The sequence below is a fragment of the Schaalia sp. Marseille-Q2122 genome (genome assembly GCF_903645355.1).
Classification (GTDB): Bacteria; Actinomycetota; Actinomycetes; order Actinomycetales; family Actinomycetaceae; genus Pauljensenia.
Genome location: NZ_CAHJXR010000008.1, coordinates 94,792 through 110,964, shown reverse-complemented (window position 1 = coordinate 110,964; position 16,173 = coordinate 94,792). Strand labels below are relative to the sequence as shown.

The window sequence follows — 16,173 nt, the reverse complement described above, 5'->3', positions numbered from 1 at the left end:
GATTGCGGAAGTGGGCCTAGGTGGGCTCGAACCACCGACCTCAGTCTTATCAGGACTGCGCTCTAACCTACTGAGCTATAGGCCCAACTGCATGCCCCCTTAACGGGTGCTCCACAATGGTAGACAAAACATGGGCCAAAGAGCAAAACGGCCCCGCGTGAAGTGGAACACTCTCAATGAGGGTGCCCACTCTCAGTGGGGCCGCTTGGCTCAATCCCGTGCGAAGATTCCGCTCTTACTCGTCCATGAGGGACACGCGCACACCACCGACCAGCGAGGCAATGACGTTGTAGAGCATCGCTGCCACGGTGGCAATGGCCGTCATGAGGACGACGTTGGCCACTGCCGCAATGGTCGTGTAGGACAGCAGGCGAGAGAAACGCACGTAGTCAAGCAAGACGGTGAAGCGTTCAGCGCCCAACTTGGTGAGGAACTCGTCGATAGAGGCAAAGACGTGCATGGCGTCGAGCATGGTCCACAAGATGGCGGTGGCAATCACCGAAACAATGCCCAGAGCCACGCTGAGGAGGAATGACACCTTCATGACGGTCCAGGGGTCAATGCGTGCGATCGCAAGATTGACCTGGCGGGGGCCGTCTTCAACGATGCCTCCAGGCGCGGTCTGTTCGCTCACTGGTCATCCTCCTCAACTGTGGATTCTCCCTCTGACGCTACATCCTTCGGGGCGGTTTCGTCAGCATTCGGAGCATTTTCCTCCGAGGTTCCTGCAGAACGCTCAGCGTCAGCGCCCTCGGGAGCCTCCGCTCCATTCCCATTCTCCCCATTCTCCCCAGGAAGTTCACGCTCAGGATTACGGGTAATGGCAATAATGCGGTCATCCCCATCGGGGCGAGCAAAGATCACACCCATGGTGTTTCGGCTGGTGGGGCGCACATCGGAGGCATTGACCTGGACGAGCTTACCCGAGGAGGTAATGACCATGACATCCTCTTCAGCATCCACCATCAACGCGCCCACGAGGCCGCCGCGCTCCTCAGAGAGCTTACCGACGCGCACACCCAGGATGCCGCGGCCCTTGACGGGGTATTCCTCCACGGGGGTGCGCTTGGCGTAGCCGCCCTCGGTGACGATGAGCAGGTCAGCGCCCTCGCGCACAACCTCCATGGTGAGCAGCTCATCGTCATCGCGGAAGCGCATACCCTTCACGCCAGAGGTCGAGCGGCCCATGGGGCGCAGTTGCTCATCGGTGGCGGCAAAGCGGGAGGCCTGACCCTCACGCGAGACCAGCAGCAGGTGATCATCAGCGTTGACCACGTGAGCCGAAACCAGCTCATCGGGGCGGCCGGCCTCGTCCTCGCGCAGGTTGATGGCAATAATGCCGCCGGTACGCGGGGAGTTGTAGTCGGCGAGCTTCGTCTTCTTCACCAGACCCGACTTCGTGGCGAGCACGAGGTATTCGGCCTGCTCGTAGTTCTCAATGGCGAGCACCTGGGCGATGGTTTCCTCGGGCTGGAAGGCCAGGAGGTTCGCTACGTGCTGGCCCTTGGCGTCGCGGCCGCCCTCGGGAATCTCGTAGGCCTTGGCGCGGTAGACGCGGCCAAGGTTGGTAAAGAAGAGCAGCCAGTGGTGGGTGGTGGTGACGAAGAAGTGCTCCACCACGTCATCGCCGCGCAGCTGCGTGCCGCGCACGCCCTTACCGCCGCGCTTTTGGGAACGGTAGTTGTCGGTGCGGGTGCGCTTGGCGAAACCATCGCGGGTAATGGTGACGACCACGTCCTCTTGGGGGATGAGGTCTTCCATCGACATTTCCCCGCCGAAAGGCAGGATCGTCGTCATGCGCTCATCGCCGTACTTGTCGACGATTTCAGCCAGTTCAATGCCGATAATGTCGCGCTGGCGTGCGGGGGTGGCCAGGATGTCCTCAAGGTCTTCGACGCGGGCGCGCAAAGCGGCGTGCTCATCGAGGATCTTTTGACGCTCAAGGGCGGCTAGGCGGCGCAGCTGCAGGGCCAGGATCGCATCAGCCTGGATGGCATCAATGCTCAGCAGCTCCATGAGGCCTTCGCGGGCGGCGTCGGCGGTGGGGGAGCGGCGGATGAGGGCGATGACCTCGTCCAAGGCGTCCAGGGCCTTGAGGTAGCCTTCCAGGATGTGCAGGCGTTCACGGGCCTTGGCCAGGCGGAAGGCGGTGCGGCGCTCAATGACCTGCATCTGGTGGGTGATCCAGTGGCGGATGAAGCCATCGAGGCTGAGCGTGCGGGGCACGCCGTCAACGAGGGCGAGCATATTCGCCGGGAAGGAGTCCTGCAGGGCGGTGCGCTTGTAGAGGTTGTTGAGGACAACCTTGGCCACAGCGTCACGCTTAAGCACGATGATGAGGCGCTGACCGTGACGGCCCGAGGTCTCATCGCGAATGTCAGCGATGCCTTGAATCTGGCCGTTCTTGACCAGTTCGGCAATCTTAGCCACGAGGTTATCGGGGTTGACCTGGTAGGGCAGTTCCTTCACGACCAGGCACTGGCGGCCGTGGATTTCCTCTACGTCCACAATGGCGCGCTGGACGATGGAGCCTCGTCCCGTCCGGTAGGCGTCCTCAATGCCCGATCGGCCCAAGATGGTGGCGCCGGTAGGGAAGTCGGGGCCCTTAATGCGGGCCATGAGGGCTTCGAGGAGTTCCTCGCGGGAAGCCTCGGGGTGCTCAAGTGCCCACTGCACACCCGAAGCAACCTCACGCAGGTTGTGCGGAGGGATACGGGTGGCCATACCAACGGCGATACCCTCAGAACCGTTGACCAGCAGGTTGGGGTAGCGCGAGGGCAAGACGGTGGGTTCTTGGTTGCGCCCATCGTAGTTGTCCTGGAAATCGACGGTGTTTTCGTCGATGTCGCGCACCATTTCCATGGCCAGGGGGGCCATCTTACATTCGGTGTAACGAGGCGCTGCCGGCCCGAGGTTACCGGGGGAACCAAAGTTACCCTGACCTGCAACGAGGGGGTAGCGCAGGGACCAGGGTTGGACCATGCGGGCCAGGGCGTCATACACCGAGGCGTCACCGTGGGGGTGGTATTGACCCAGCACGTCACCCACGACACGCATGCACTTGTAGAAGCCGGCGTTGGGGCGGTAGCCGCCGTCAAACATCGTGTAGAGGATGCGGCGGTGGACGGGCTTGAGGCCGTCGCGCACATCCGGCAGGGCGCGGCCCACGATAACGCTCATCGCGTAGTCGAGGTAGGAGCGCTGCATCTCCGAGCGCAGGTCGACAGGGTCGATGCGTCCGTGGGGGTCGTGACCGTCAGGCCCATCGCCCTGAGGATCAACGAGGTCGGTGCCGACGGCGAGGGTGACCTCGTCGTCGTTGGGGGTGTCGGCGCCCGGGGTCAGGTCTGTGGTGTTGTCACTCACGGGGTGTTCTCCTGTGTTCTACGGGCGGGGTCAGGCGTCAATGAAACGCACGTCGTGGGCATTACGTTGGATGAAGTGGCGGCGCGATTCGACGTCATCACCCATGAGGATGGAGAAGACTTCGTCGGCGGCGGCAGCCTCGCCCACCTCCACTTGCTTGAGGATGCGGGTGGAGGGATCCATGGTGGTCTCCCACAGTTCCTGGTCGTTCATCTCACCCAGACCCTTGTATCGCTGGATGCCGCCTTCCTTGGGCAGCTTGTAGCCGGCGGCCACACCCGCAGCGAGGCAGTCGTCGCGTTCCTTGTCGGAGAAGACGTACTCGTGAGGGTGGTTGGTCCACTTGAGGCGGTAGAGCGGGGGAGTGGCCAGGTAGACGTGGCCGAGCTCCACCAGCGGCGTCATGTAGCGGAAGAGGAAGGTCAGCAGCAGGGTGACGATGTGCTGGCCGTCCACGTCGGCGTCAGCCATGAGGACGATCTTGTGGTAGCGCAGCTTCTCCACGTCGAATTCTTCACCGATACCGGTGCCCAGGGCACCAATGAGGGCCTGAATGGTGTCGGAGTTGAGGGCGCGATCCAGGCGCGCCTTTTCCACGTTGAGGATCTTGCCGCGCAGGGGCAGGATCGCCTGGTGTTCGGGGTCGCGGCCCAGCACTGCCGAACCGCCAGCGGAGTCGCCCTCGACGATGAAGATTTCGCACAGCGAGGCATCCCGGGAGGAGCAGTCACGCAGCTTGGTGGGCATGGACACTGAGTCCAGGGCGCTCTTGCGGCGCGTGGCTTCGCGGGCCTTGCGGGCGGCGACGCGGGCAAGCTGAGCCTGCTGGCCCTTGGCGACAATGGCCTTGGCGTCAGCGGGGTGGGCGTCGAGCCAGTCCAGGAGGTTTTGGTAGAGCTGCTGTTGAACGAAGGTGCGAGCCTCGGTGTTGCCCAGTTTGGTCTTGGTCTGACCCTCGAACTGGGGTTCGGTGAGCTTGACGGAGATGACGGCGGTGAGGCCCTCACGCACGTCGTCACCGGAGAGGTTATCATCGCGTTCCTTGATCAGGCCCTTGTCGCGCGCGTAGCGGTTAATGAGGGTGGTCAGTGCCGTGCGGAAGCCTTCTTCGTGGGTGCCGCCCTCGGTGGTGGAGATGGTGTTGGCGTAGGTGTGGATCGAGGAGGTGTAGGCGCTCGTCCACTGCATGGCGATCTCCAGGGACATGGTCCCTTCGGCATTTTCACACTCGAAATCGATGATTTCGTTATTGATAACGTCGATCTTCTTGGCCGAGTCGAGGTAAGCGACGTAGTCGCGCAGGCCGTGTTCGTACATGTACGACACTTCCAGGCGTTCGGGCTTGTCAGCGGCCTCTTCTTCCTCGCCGGCGATCTCATCGCCGTCGCCGAGGGCGGCCTCGAGAGCACCCTCGCGTTCATCAATGAGGGTGATGCGCAGGCCCTTGTTGAGGAAGGCCATCTGCTGGAAGCGGGCGCGCAGGGTTTCGAAGGAGAATTCAACGGTTTCGAAGATCTCCGGGTCGGGGTAGAAGGTCTGGGTGGTGCCCGTCTCTTCGGTTTCCTCACCCTTGACCAGCTCAGTGATGGGGGTGCCGCCGTTAGCGAAGGACATGCGCCAGACGTGGCCTTGGCGGCGAATCTCGGTGTCAACGCGGGTGGAAAGAGCGTTAACGACGGAGATACCCACGCCGTGCAGACCACCGGAGACCGCGTAGCCGCCGCCGCCGAACTTACCGCCGGCGTGGAGGATGGTCATGACGACCTCAACGGTGGGCTTACCTTCGGTGGGGTGGATGTCGACGGGAATGCCTCGGCCATTGTCGACGACGCGAATACCGCCATCGGCTTGGATCGTCACTTCGATGTGGTCGGCGTATCCGGCCAGGGCTTCGTCGACGGAGTTGTCGACGACTTCGTAGACCAGGTGGTGCAGGCCGCGTTCACCGGTGGAACCGATGTACATGCCGGGTCGCTTACGAACGGCCTCAAGTCCTTCAAGAACGGTGATGTCGGATGCGCCGTAGCTTTCAGACCCGTTGCTGGCCGTGGTATTTGCTGTCATATCAGCCACTCAATGGCTCCCCTCATCGGCCGGAAAGCATCCGGCCCGGTAACAGACCGTCAGGATTGGCGGTTCTGCCTGAATTCCAAGGGTTTCATTCTATCAAAAACACCGCTGCATCCGGTGAACCTTTTCCTCCCGCACAGCCCGCGAAAACCCCTGTTGAACTGCAAAAATACTAAGGGTGACTTGTCCCACCCCGCGTTTAGCCGTAGGTATCGCGCGGACCCCTGCCCGGCACCGAATACAAGCCCTTCTTCCACGAGGGCCGATGAGGCCCCCGAATAATGACCTGTTTGACCACGCCATGCCCGACTTCCTCCGCAATTCGGCGCTCAATATGGGGCAAGAGCAGGGTCATCTGATTGGCCCATGCCGTTGAATCACAGCGCACGATCAAACGATCATCCTCAAAGGTTTCCACCACGCAATGCTGGGCCACACTCGGGCCGACAATGGTCTGCCACTTGGCCATGACTGAGCCCAGTTTCGTGGGCTGATCCCAGCCTTCCGCACGCACCATGCGCCCCAGGACTGCGCCCAGCGAGGAGGAACGCCGGTAGTTGCGCCGTGAGGACGCCAGGCCCGGGTGGGCAATCCACGCAGCGGGGGAGCGGCGCTGATCGCCTTCAAGGAAGACGAGGTCTTCGGGGGTTGGCTCGCTCGCTCGACCCCCTCCTGCGCCCTCGGGGCCGGCCTCGCGCCGCGCGCCGACCTCGGCGGCAGTGGCCTCGTCAGCACTGAGATCATCAGCACTGGCCTCATCGGCGGCCTCAACCTCCGCGTCGGCGGGAAGGGCGAACTCCTCAGTGGCTCCGGCCGCGAAATGCCGCTGCCGCCTGCGCCAAGAGCGGCGCCGCAGCCCGGCCTCGGCGGCCTGCTCCTGGAAACGTTCGAGAACGTCGAGGACGACCTGGCTGCGTTCACCGCGGGTGGACAGGCTCGCCGGGTCGATATTTTCCTCCTCCGGCCTGGGGAATTCCGCTACGGGATCTTTCGGCCCGCAGCCTTCAGGCCAGTCGGCCCCAGCGGGGGAGTGGGGTGCGCTCTGGGCATCACTCATCGGTGGCCTCCCGAGTGACCACGGTGCCAGCCTCAGCATCGGCGCGCACATGCAGGACCGATCCGACCAGCGCATCAGGCACGTCCTCGGCAACCGCCGCAGTGACCAGCACCTGGTCAACCTCCGCGACAAGCCCCGCCAGACGGGTACGGCGGCGCGCGTCAAGCTCAGCGAAGACATCATCAAGGATGAGGATAGGCTGTTCGCCCTCGTCACTGAGGATCTCGAAGGAGGCCAAGCGCAGAGCAAGTGCCACCGACCAGGATTCCCCGTGGCTGGCGTAGCCGCGCACAGGCATACCGCCCAACTCCAGGTGCAGGTCGTCGCGGTGGGCACCGACGAGGTTCACGCCGCGTTCCATTTCCCGTTCGCGCACATGGGTCAGGGCAGCCAGGAGGCGCTCCGTATTGGCCGCAACATCCTCCAGGTCGGGGCGTTCCTCCACGCCCGCGCCATCGGCGGCGTTGGGCAAGAGGACCGAATCAATCGAGGCATCCAGGCGTAAGCTCAGCTGCTTGGGGGAGTCCGCCACCTTGTCGTAAGCCTCGTGGGCAGGGTCAGCCATTTCGCGCACGAGGGCGGCGCGCTCGGCGGTGATACGTGCAGAGAGGCGTGCGAAGTTTTCGTCCCAAATGTCGATGGTCGACAGGTCGGGGCTTTGACCGCGTCGCAGGCGGGACTGTGCCTGTTTCATCAGGGCTGCCCGCTGCTTAGCAACCTTGTCAAAATCGCTTTTGATCTGCACCATAAGGGGCTTTTTCTGGATGGTGAGGTCATCCATGAAACTGCGGCGCACGCCCGGTTCGCCGCGGATCAACGACAGGTCCTCAGGGGCGAACACCACGGTTTTCACCATACCGACAATGTCGCGTGGCCGGGCTTGCGTGCGGTTCAGGCGCGCGCGATTAGCCTTGCCGCGCACGATCTCAAGCTCAATGACGTGTTCGCGTTCGCCTTGGATGAGGCGCGCGCGCACCACGGCCCCGCCAATGGGCTCTTCCTCGGGGGAGGGGATACGCACGAGGGCGGCCTCGGCCGATACGCGGTGACTGGAGAAGGTCGACAGGTAGGCCAGGGCTTCAACAAGGTTGGTTTTCCCCTGCCCGTTGGGGCCGACCAGGACCGTCACACCGGGGTCAAATTCGACGACGGCATGTTTGTAGGAACGAAAGTCGTCAACGGCAAGGTGTGAAACGCGCACTCAAACCCCGTGCCTGACCCAGGAGTCGGCTACTACCTGTAGCCGCTCAGACGCCGAAGCGAATGGGCATGAGCAGGTACTGGAAGTTCGTGATCTCCCCGCCCTCTTCCTTTTCCTGGCCGGTCAGCACGGCAGGCTTGGTCGAGTGAACGAAACCGAAACGCACGTATTCAGCGTCAATGACCGACAGTCCTTCAATGAGGAACTGGGGGTTAAAGGCGGTGGCAATGTCCTCACCGCTGAGCTGTGCTTCGAGGACTTCCGAGGCCTGCGCGTTCTCGCCCTGGCCAGCCTCAAGGGTCACTTGGCCTTCAGAGAACGCAAGGCGCACGGAGGTCTTACGCTCAGCAACGAGGGAGACGCGCTTGACGGATTCAAGCAGGCTCTGACGGTGGCAGACCGCGATGATCGGGGTGGATTCAGGCAGGAGGCGACGCACCGCAGGGTAGTCGCCATCCATGAGGGTTGAGGTCGTGCGGCGCCCACCGGCTGCGAAGCCAATGAGGGAGGAGGTGCCCATCTTTGCTTCATGGCTGACGCCGAGTTCAACAGCGGCGCCGGAGGTCATGGACTTGGCGACGTCTTGGAGGATGCGTGCCTTGACGAGGGCCGCTTCGGAGTAGGTTTCCTCGGTGGGCTCCCAGGTCAGTTCGCGCACGGCCAGACGGTAGCGGTCGGTGGCCAGGAGGGTCATCTTCGTTCCCTCAATCTCCATGCGCACGCCCGTCAGGAGGGGCAGGGTGTCGTCGCGGGAGGCGGCAACGGAGACTTGGTTGACAGCTTGAGCGAGGACGGCGGCGTCAACGCGGCCACGTGCTTCGGGCTGGGCGGGCAGGAGGGGATATTCGTCCAGGGACATCACTGCCAGGGTGAAGTGGGAGGAGCCGCAGGTCAGGCTCACTTTTTGTCCGTCGAGTTCAACGCGCACGGGGCGGTTGGGGAAGGACTTGGAGATATCAGCCAAGAGGCGTCCAGAGACGAGGACTTCGCCGGGTTCTTCAACGGTGGCGGCAACCTCGGAGTTCGCGGAGACCTCGTAGTCGAAGGACGAGAGGGTCAAGACATCATTGGCTGCACTCATACGCACGCCGGCCAGGATCGGACTTGCAGGACGGTTGGGGACGGCGCGTGCCGTCCACGAAACAGCCTCAGAAAGTACGTCGCGTGCGACGGTGAACTTCATGGACGTCCCTCCACAGTGAATTACGGCAGTAGCTTCCTTAACTGTACCCGTATGCGTGTTGATTCGTGTAGTCACTCATTCTTGTGATACGGACACCGTCTGAATGACACGCACGGTCAGTATCGTCGCGCAGCGTCTGTTCCGAGCCCATCATCGAATGACAAGAATTTCTTGTAGTTCGTCATCATCATAGGGTCTGTGGATTCTGTGGAAAACATCAGTTTTCCCCGTATTATTGGCCTAATCGGCGGTGGATGCAGCTGTGGGTAAAACAGGGGATGAGGCAACGGGACTGTGAATGACACTCAGGGCTGTCATTCGTCATCCACATCGACTGCCGCATCGTCCACAGGCTGTTCGATCTTGTCCACGCGCTGCCCACAAGAGCTGTGAATACTGCTGCAACAGGGGCCGACGCGCGGCCCTCAGCGCTTTTCAGGCAGAGTTTCGAGCCGCCTGCTTAATGCGGTTCGTCAGCTCCGTCACGTGTGTGTAGGTCTCTTTCTTATTGGGCATCTGTTGCTGGATCTTCTTATGCGCGTGAATGACCGTCGTATGGTCGCGCCCACCGAAAGCCTCGCCAATCTTGGGCAGGGACAGATCCGTCAGGTCACGGCACAGATACATGGCAATCTGGCGCGCTTCAACCAGGGCGCGCGCACGCTCACTCGAACAGAGCTGTTCAACGGAGAAACCAAAGTAGTTTGCCGTCTGGGCCATGATGAGGTTGGCGGTGATCTCTGAATCATTGGGGTCAGAGATGACATGCTTGAGGACAACCGCCGCAAGGTCGGTGGTGATCTCCTGCTGGCTGATCTGGGCGTAGGCCGTCACGCGCAGCAGGGCACCCTCAAGTTCACGGACGTTGGCCGAAATGCGTGAGGCAATGTAGTCCAGAACATCAGGATTGACCACGAGGTCCTCAGCCTGAGCCTTCTTTTGCAAAATCGCGATACGGGTCTCAAGGTCAGGGGCTTGAATATCGGCCATCAACCCCATCGCAAAACGTGAACGCAGACGATCCTCAATACCTGAAAGCTTGGCAGGGGGCAGATCGGAGGTCATGACGATCTGCTTATTGAGGTTGTAGAGGGAGTTAAAGGTATGGAAGAACTCCTCCATCGTCTGCTCTTTACCGCCGATGAACTGAATATCATCAATAAGCAGCAGGTCAACCTGGCGGTAGCGACGCTGGAATTCTTCGATATGACCCTCACGAATGGAGTTAATGAAGTCATTGGTGAACTCTTCAGAGTTCACATAGCGCACCTTCAAATGCGGGTAGAGGGTGAGCGCATAGTGACCAATCGCGTGCAGCAGGTGGGTCTTGCCCAGACCGGAATCCCCATACATAAACAGGGGGTTGTAGTAGCCCTGGCCGGGGCTTTCAGCGACCTGGAAGGCCGTGGCGTGGGCGAAACGATTCGAGGGGCCCATGACGAAGGTGTCAAAGGTGTACTTGGGGTTGAGGTTGGTGGTGTTGCGATCAATGGTCAGGCTCGTGTACTCGCCGCTCTCAGGTCCGGGCAGCACCGCCGCAGAGGAGTCCTTGAGCGCGGGAGGAAGAGTGACGATGGGGACCTCCTCGGTTTCAGGCGAGGAGGCCAGGGCCGCGGCGTCGCCCTCGTAGATACCCTCACGCTGGGGGAGGGGAGAGGGCTGGGGCGAGGGCGTTTGCTGGGCATCCTCGGCGGCGTCAACGGGCGTATCGGGGATGGAGAGGGGATCAACGGTGAAGTGGATTCGGATCTCTCGGCCCATGAGTTCGCTGAGGATGGGGATAAGCGTGGACAGAGCGTGGGTTTCGATCCTGTTTTGCACGAAGGCGTCGGGCACAGCAATGAGAATGGTGCCTTCAATATTGGCCAGGGGGCGTGCGCGGCGCATGAGGCTAATGGTGGCTGGACCAACGGTATCGGCGAGAATCTCTAGGGCGTGGCCCCATGCTGCTGAGAGATTGTCAGAAACCACGATGAGCTCTCCTGCCGGTGTGATGAGGTAGTGAAGTTGGCCACGAATCGAGGCCTTGTGCAGTGTTTCAGCCGCACATGAATACTACCGTGTCCACAAGTTTTCCACAGGCTGGGGACAAAGGTGTGTGCACAGCACCAGTGAATCACAACAATGTAGTTACACAGGTGATCCGGGCCAGAGCGCCAAAAGATCGACATCGGCACATTTGCCCCAAGAAGTCCGCGTCGACAGATTGTGGACTGCACTATCCACACCGTCATCCACACATGTGGATAACTCGAGGCGTTCACACGCCGACGCCTTTCGTTGACCGAAACGCAAATGCCTTCTAGTCTTTTGGTTTGTCTGTGTTCCCCAGCGAACACATGTTGGCGCTCATCAGAGCATTCTGAAAAGAGGTCAACACATCTGACCGATGAACGAGGGAAGTCCCCTCGTTCCCCCCGAGGAGTACTGTCGTGACCAAGCGGACTTTCCAGCCCAACAACCGTCGTCGTTCCAAGACGCACGGCTTCCGTCTGCGCATGAGCACCCGCGCCGGCCGCGCCATCATCGCGAGCCGTCGTCGCAAGGGCCGCGCACGCCTGTCCGCCTGAGACTGGCGCCGCGAGGTGTTGCCCCGCGCGCACCGCATGGTTGACCCGGCAGATTTCCGGACAACCTCCCGACAGGGAGCGCGCGCCGGAACGCCGTTGGTTGTCGTGCACTGTCGAACCGACGAGGATCCCCACGGATGCCTCGTCGGTTTCGTCGTACCCAAGCGCGAAATCAAACGTGCCACCGGACGCAACCGCGTCAAACGTCAACTACGCCACCTCATGCGCGACCGCCTCCACCAACTGCCCGGCGGCACTCACCTCGTCATCCGCGCTCATGCGGCCGCCCTCGACGCCTCCCACGAGGATCTCGAGCAACACCTCGACAGCGCACTTGGACGCGCCCTACGAAAACTTCACACCCGTCAGGGCACGGCCACAGCGGCAGCGAGCGCGAACAAGGACACACCATGAACGCCCTCGCAACCCTGCGCCGCCTACTTCGCAGCGCGGCTATCGCGCCGGTAAGGCTCTACCAGCGTTTCATCTCCCCGATGATGCCACCCAGCTGCCGATACGCGCCGACCTGCTCCAACTACGCAGTCGAAGCCCTGAGCGTTCACGGCATCATTAAAGGGACTATCTTGTCCCTATGGCGTCTCTTGCGCTGCAACCCCTGGTCCTATGGGGGAGTGGATCACGTACCGCCACCTGGACGATGGACACCCGACCCGTGGGTCCCACCCGATGATTGGGTAGGACACCACAGCGGCGAATCCTACGTCCCGATGGGACTGGACGCGACCACCAATGAGGCCGACGACAGGCCCCACGACAACACACTTCCGGGCCTGACCGGATAGACCACGGAGAACACTCTCCGACCAAACTGAGGAGTCACGAATGTTTGATTTGATCCTTCACCCCTTTGCGGTGGCCATCACCTGGGTGTGGGTCATGATTCACCGCGGCCTGGTCGCCATCGGCATGGGCAGCGGCTCCGGTGTTGCCTGGGTGATCTCGATCATCCTGGTGACCATCGTCGTTCGCATCCTCATCATCCCCCTCTTCCTCAAGCAGATTAAGAGCTCTAGGGGCATGCAGGCCATCCAGCCTGAAATGAAGAAGATCCAGGAAAAGTACAAGGGCAAGACCGACCCGGTGTCCCGCCAGAAGATGGCTGAAGAAACCCAGGCCCTGTACAAGAAGCACGGCACCAGCCCCTTCGCTTCCTGCCTGCCCGTCTTGGTCCAGATGCCCATCCTCTTTGGTATGTACCAGGCCTTCATCGCCGTTAAGCTCATCGCCGATGGTGTCTACACCTACCGTGGTGAAGCAGCAGAAAGCCTGGGCCCCATCGACCAGACCCTCGCCAAGGAAATCGACGGTTCGACCGTCATGGGCGTGCAACTGTCCAACACTATTGGCTCCACCTCCGACATTGCCGGTATCGTCACTTTCATCGTGCTTATTGCCGCGATGGTTACCCTGCAGTTCCTGTCCATGCGCATGATGCTCGTGCGGAACATGCCACCGGTTGATGACCCCAACAACCCCATGGTGCGCTCCCAGAAGCTCATGATGTACATGATGCCGGCCATGTTCATCGTCACCGGCTTCGTCTTCCAAATGGGTCTGCTCGTCTACATGGTGACCGGTACCGTCTGGGCCCTGGCCCAGCAGCTGTGGACCCTGCACTACATGCCCACCCCCGGCTCCCCCGCCTACCTCGACCTGGTCGCCAAGCGGCAGATGCGTTACCAGTCCTGGGCGAAGGACTTCTTCGCCGACTATGACCGTGAACGCGCCTTGGCCCTGAGCGCTGAAGACCTCGCCGCACTCAACGCCCGCACCCGCCAGACCCTTGTCACCAAGGGCAAGGCCTCCAAGATTGCTTCGGACTTCCCCGCAGAGCTCTCCGACGGTGAGGTCATCACCATCTACCGCAACCTCTCTCACCAGGAATGGACCACCCTCCCTGATGAAATGTGGATGCGCGGCGTGAAGCGCCAGACTGAACGGAACCTTGAACGCCGCGCCCAGCAGAGCGAACGCCGCGAACAGCCTCGCCGCCAGAGCAAGGCCCAACGCAAGGCGGCTGCTGAAGCTCAAGCCGACGCCCACGAATCCACCAACGCAGCAGGCCTGTCCCCCGAGGAGCTTGAACGACGCCGTCAAGCCCGCCGCAAGGCCCGCCGCGATAGCAAAAAAGGCCGCTGAGCCCCCCAGAACCGATAACCCCTAAATGATGAGGAAATCCGATGACTGAGAGCGAAAAGGAACGCCTGGCTCACCTGGAAGAAGAAGGTGAAATCGCGGCCGATTACCTCGAAGAACTGCTCGATATCGCCGACTTTGATGGTGATATTGAAATCGACGTCGAAAACGGGCGCGCCAGCGTCGAGATCGTCGCCGACGACCCTGACGCCCTCGCCCGGCTTGTTGGCGAGGATGGTGAGGTCCTCGATGCCCTCCAGGAGCTTACCCGCCTGGCTGTCCAAACAGAGACGGGGGAACGTTCGCGTCTCATGCTTGACATCGCTGGCTTCCGCGCGAGCCGTAAGGCCGAACTGCAGGCCATCACCGAAGAGGCGATCTCCCGTCTGCGCGCTACCGGCGAAGTACAGCGCCTCGATGCCATGAACCCCTTCGAACGCAAGGTCTGCCACGACGTCGTCGCCGCAGCCGGCTTGGTCTCCGAATCTGAAGGCGTCGAGCCTCACCGCTTCGTCGTGATTCTTCCCGCCGACGCCGGAGCCCTCGATGAGGAGGACGAGGCCACCGACGAGACTGAGACCGACGAGTGACCTCCGTGGAGCGTTCGCTTGAGGATCACCCTGACCATGGCGGCCATGGCCACAGTGGTCATGGGCATGCCGGTCCCGGCCACAGTGGCCAAGGGCAGGGCGCGGGGCACGCTCATCATGGGCATGCCCTGAGTGAGGATTCTGGCTGCCAGGGTATCTGTGCGAACCCAACCTCCTACCCCGATGGCGCTCCTGAACTGCCTGATGGCGTCACCTTTGAGCAGCCAACCGAGGCTGTGCGTGAATTCTTCGGTCTTTCCTTTGGGCAGATGGAGGCCTTCGCGCACATGCTTGAGGAGGAGGGTGAGTTGCGTGGGCTCATTGGCCCTCGGGAGGTCCCACGGCTATGGTCACGCCACCTCGTCAACTCCGCAGCCGTGCTGGATTTCCTTCCTCGGCAGGCTCAGATTCTCGATGTGGGTTCGGGTGCCGGGTTCCCCGGCATCGTGGTGGCTATTGCGCGACCTGAGTTGGATGTTCACCTTGCTGAACCCATGCAGCGGCGTTGCGATTGGCTGGCCGATGTCGTCGATGAGCTTGGCCTGGACAATGTCACCATCCATCAGGCTCGCGCCGAGGAGTTGCGAGGCAAGGGGAAAGCCGATGTGGTGACCTCTCGTGCGGTGGCGAATATGACCAAGCTGGTCCGTATGACGTCTAAGCTCATTGCTCCTGGCGGTTCGCTGGTGGCCCTTAAGGGGCGTCGTGCGGCTCTTGAGGTTGAAGAGGCGGCAGCAGAGTTGAAGCGTCATCATTTGCGTGCTGAGGTCCACGAAGTCCCTTCAATCATGGAAGAGGATTCAACATTCGTTGTGGTGTGTCGCCGCGTGAAGTAGGCGCACCGCCCATGTGAGCAGAAGCGAGGCCGTCGCCTAGAGGTCGGCCTCGCTTCTGCTCTAAAGTGGTCAAGAGAATTGTTTCAACAAGGCAGGTAGAGATGAGCACTTCAACCGGAGGCACGCCTCTGTCCGCTCAGCTAGAGCGTAATTTGGCTGATCAGCGCATGTTAGACAAGGCTGTGTATCCCAGGCCGGCTGCGCCCGTGGTCATCACGGTTGCCAACCAAAAGGGTGGCGTCGGTAAGACAACCACCGTGGTGAATATTGCTGTTGCCCTAGCAAAAGGTGGCCTGAATGTAGTAGTGATCGATGCCGACGCCCAGGGCAATGCATCCTCCGCTTTGGGTGTTGCACACTCAGCCGGCACCTTGTCGACCTATGACGTCATTATTGGTCAGACCCCGCTCGTCGAAGCCCTCCAACGTTGCCCTGACAGTGAACGTTTGCTTGTGTGCCCAGCGACCATTGACCTTTCGGGGGCAGAGATTGAGATCGTCGATCTTGAGCGCCGCGAGTTCTTGCTCGCCGATGCCGTTTCTGCCTTTGTGGAGGAGCACCAGGAGGTTGACGTTGTCCTCATTGACTGTCCGCCCTCCCTGGGTTTGGTGACCCTCAATGCCCTGGTGGCTTGCGATCAGGTGATGATTCCAATCCAAACGGAGTACTACGCCCTCGAAGGCCTGACTCAGTTGTGGAAGACGATTGAACGCATTAGGGCTGCGCTGAACCCTCGTCTTTTTGTTTCCACGATGCTGTTGACGATGGTGGATCGCCGTACGAAGCTGTCTGAAGAGGTCGAAGCTGAAGTGCGGGAACACTTCCCGGAGCAAACCCTTGAGACGGTCATTCCACGATCTGTTCGCGTCTCGGAAGCCCCTTCCTACGGCCAGAGTGTGGTTTCCTACGATCCTCGTTCTGCTGGTGCTCTGGCCTATCGGAAGGCGGCGCTCGAGCTCAGTCAGCGGCTCGCACAGCACGCATCTCGCGACTGATCCTTTGTTCACCGTCCCTCGTGTCGGCGACCGTATGTCATAGCACCTCGGGCAGGAGCGCCTGGCGCTGTCTCTTGTGCACGGCGGGGGATATGACGTCATGACTGCGGGCGTCGGCACCCATCGCCCCGTTTCGCGCGTTAGACTA

At 61.3% G+C, this 16,173-nt stretch carries 14 protein-coding genes and 1 tRNA gene; 7 read left to right on the top strand and 8 right to left on the bottom strand.

What is annotated here, in order from left to right:
- Positions 1-11: 11 nt before the first annotated feature.
- The 8 genes from HWX48_RS10090 to dnaA all read right to left on the bottom strand — a co-directional run bounded on the left by HWX48_RS10090 (position 12) and on the right by dnaA (position 10,848).
- A tRNA-Ile gene (locus HWX48_RS10090) sits at positions 12-85 on the bottom strand.
- A gap of 150 nt (positions 86-235) precedes the next feature.
- Positions 236-634: a DUF3566 domain-containing protein gene (locus HWX48_RS10085; protein ID WP_175957173.1), complete on the bottom strand. Its 399-nt coding sequence runs from the start codon at positions 632-634 to the stop codon at positions 236-238.
- Positions 631-3,234: a DNA gyrase subunit A gene (gene gyrA / locus HWX48_RS10080; RefSeq protein ID WP_254873075.1), complete on the bottom strand. Its 2,604-nt coding sequence runs from the start codon at positions 3,232-3,234 to the stop codon at positions 631-633. Before gyrA ends, HWX48_RS10085 begins: the two co-directional genes overlap by 4 nt.
- Before the next feature lie 162 nt (positions 3,235-3,396).
- Positions 3,397-5,430 (bottom strand): DNA topoisomerase (ATP-hydrolyzing) subunit B, encoded by a 2,034-nt coding sequence (gene gyrB / locus HWX48_RS10075; protein WP_175957170.1) that lies wholly within the window; start codon positions 5,428-5,430, stop codon positions 3,397-3,399.
- A gap of 205 nt (positions 5,431-5,635) precedes the next feature.
- Positions 5,636-6,493 carry a DUF721 domain-containing protein gene (locus HWX48_RS10070; RefSeq protein ID WP_175957168.1) on the bottom strand — a complete coding sequence of 286 codons (858 nt, stop codon included), beginning with the start codon at positions 6,491-6,493 and terminating at the stop codon, positions 5,636-5,638.
- On the bottom strand, positions 6,486-7,694 hold the full coding sequence (gene recF, locus HWX48_RS10065; protein WP_175957166.1) for a DNA replication/repair protein RecF: 1,209 nt from the start codon (positions 7,692-7,694) through the stop codon (positions 6,486-6,488). Before recF ends, HWX48_RS10070 begins: the two co-directional genes overlap by 8 nt.
- A 46-nt stretch (positions 7,695-7,740) precedes the next feature.
- The gene (gene dnaN, locus HWX48_RS10060; RefSeq protein WP_175957164.1) at positions 7,741-8,877 is read right to left on the bottom strand and encodes a DNA polymerase III subunit beta; all 1,137 of its coding nucleotides are present in this window, start codon (positions 8,875-8,877) and stop codon (positions 7,741-7,743) included.
- A gap of 435 nt (positions 8,878-9,312) precedes the next feature.
- A complete protein-coding gene (dnaA, locus tag HWX48_RS10055; protein ID WP_175957162.1) occupies positions 9,313-10,848 on the bottom strand; it encodes a chromosomal replication initiator protein DnaA in 1,536 nt (511 codons plus the stop codon).
- Between the two features lie 461 nt (positions 10,849-11,309).
- Here dnaA and rpmH point away from each other — a divergent pair, with 461 nt between their 5' ends.
- From rpmH to HWX48_RS10020, 7 genes are all read left to right on the top strand, one after another.
- Complete coding sequence (rpmH, locus tag HWX48_RS10050; protein WP_124869965.1) at positions 11,310-11,447, top strand: 50S ribosomal protein L34; 138 nt, start codon at positions 11,310-11,312, stop codon at positions 11,445-11,447.
- 15 nt (positions 11,448-11,462) lie between these two features.
- Complete coding sequence (gene rnpA / locus HWX48_RS10045) at positions 11,463-11,861, top strand: ribonuclease P protein component (RefSeq protein ID WP_175957160.1); 399 nt, start codon at positions 11,463-11,465, stop codon at positions 11,859-11,861.
- On the top strand, positions 11,858-12,250 hold the full coding sequence (yidD, locus tag HWX48_RS10040) for a membrane protein insertion efficiency factor YidD (protein WP_175957158.1): 393 nt from the start codon (positions 11,858-11,860) through the stop codon (positions 12,248-12,250). The genes rnpA and yidD overlap by 4 nt, the downstream gene beginning before the upstream one ends.
- Before the next feature lie 40 nt (positions 12,251-12,290).
- Complete coding sequence (gene yidC, locus HWX48_RS10035) at positions 12,291-13,607, top strand: membrane protein insertase YidC (RefSeq protein WP_175957156.1); 1,317 nt, start codon at positions 12,291-12,293, stop codon at positions 13,605-13,607.
- 41 nt (positions 13,608-13,648) lie between these two features.
- Positions 13,649-14,194 (top strand): R3H domain-containing nucleic acid-binding protein, encoded by a 546-nt coding sequence (locus HWX48_RS10030; protein ID WP_175957154.1) that lies wholly within the window; start codon positions 13,649-13,651, stop codon positions 14,192-14,194.
- Positions 14,195-14,391: 197 nt separating this feature from the next.
- Positions 14,392-15,030: a 16S rRNA (guanine(527)-N(7))-methyltransferase RsmG gene (gene rsmG, locus HWX48_RS10025; RefSeq protein ID WP_175957262.1), complete on the top strand. Its 639-nt coding sequence runs from the start codon at positions 14,392-14,394 to the stop codon at positions 15,028-15,030.
- Between the two features lie 101 nt (positions 15,031-15,131).
- Positions 15,132-16,025 carry a ParA family protein gene (locus HWX48_RS10020; protein ID WP_175957152.1) on the top strand — a complete coding sequence of 298 codons (894 nt, stop codon included), beginning with the start codon at positions 15,132-15,134 and terminating at the stop codon, positions 16,023-16,025.
- Positions 16,026-16,173 lie beyond the last annotated feature (148 nt).

What these genes read in the sequence shown, in the direction of transcription:
- gyrB (WP_175957170.1), bottom strand. Translation starts at nt 5,430, where the DNA reads ATGACAGCAAATACCACGGCCAGCAACGGGTCTGAAAGCTACGGCGCA.
- HWX48_RS10070 (WP_175957168.1), bottom strand. Translation starts at nt 6,493, where the DNA reads ATGAGTGATGCCCAGAGCGCACCCCACTCCCCCGCTGGGGCCGACTGG.
- dnaN (WP_175957164.1), bottom strand. Translation starts at nt 8,877, where the DNA reads ATGAAGTTCACCGTCGCACGCGACGTACTTTCTGAGGCTGTTTCGTGG.
- yidD (WP_175957158.1), top strand. Translation starts at nt 11,858, where the DNA reads ATGAACGCCCTCGCAACCCTGCGCCGCCTACTTCGCAGCGCGGCTATC.
- yidC (WP_175957156.1), top strand. Translation starts at nt 12,291, where the DNA reads ATGTTTGATTTGATCCTTCACCCCTTTGCGGTGGCCATCACCTGGGTG.
- HWX48_RS10030 (WP_175957154.1), top strand. Translation starts at nt 13,649, where the DNA reads ATGACTGAGAGCGAAAAGGAACGCCTGGCTCACCTGGAAGAAGAAGGT.
- HWX48_RS10020 (WP_175957152.1), top strand. Translation starts at nt 15,132, where the DNA reads ATGAGCACTTCAACCGGAGGCACGCCTCTGTCCGCTCAGCTAGAGCGT.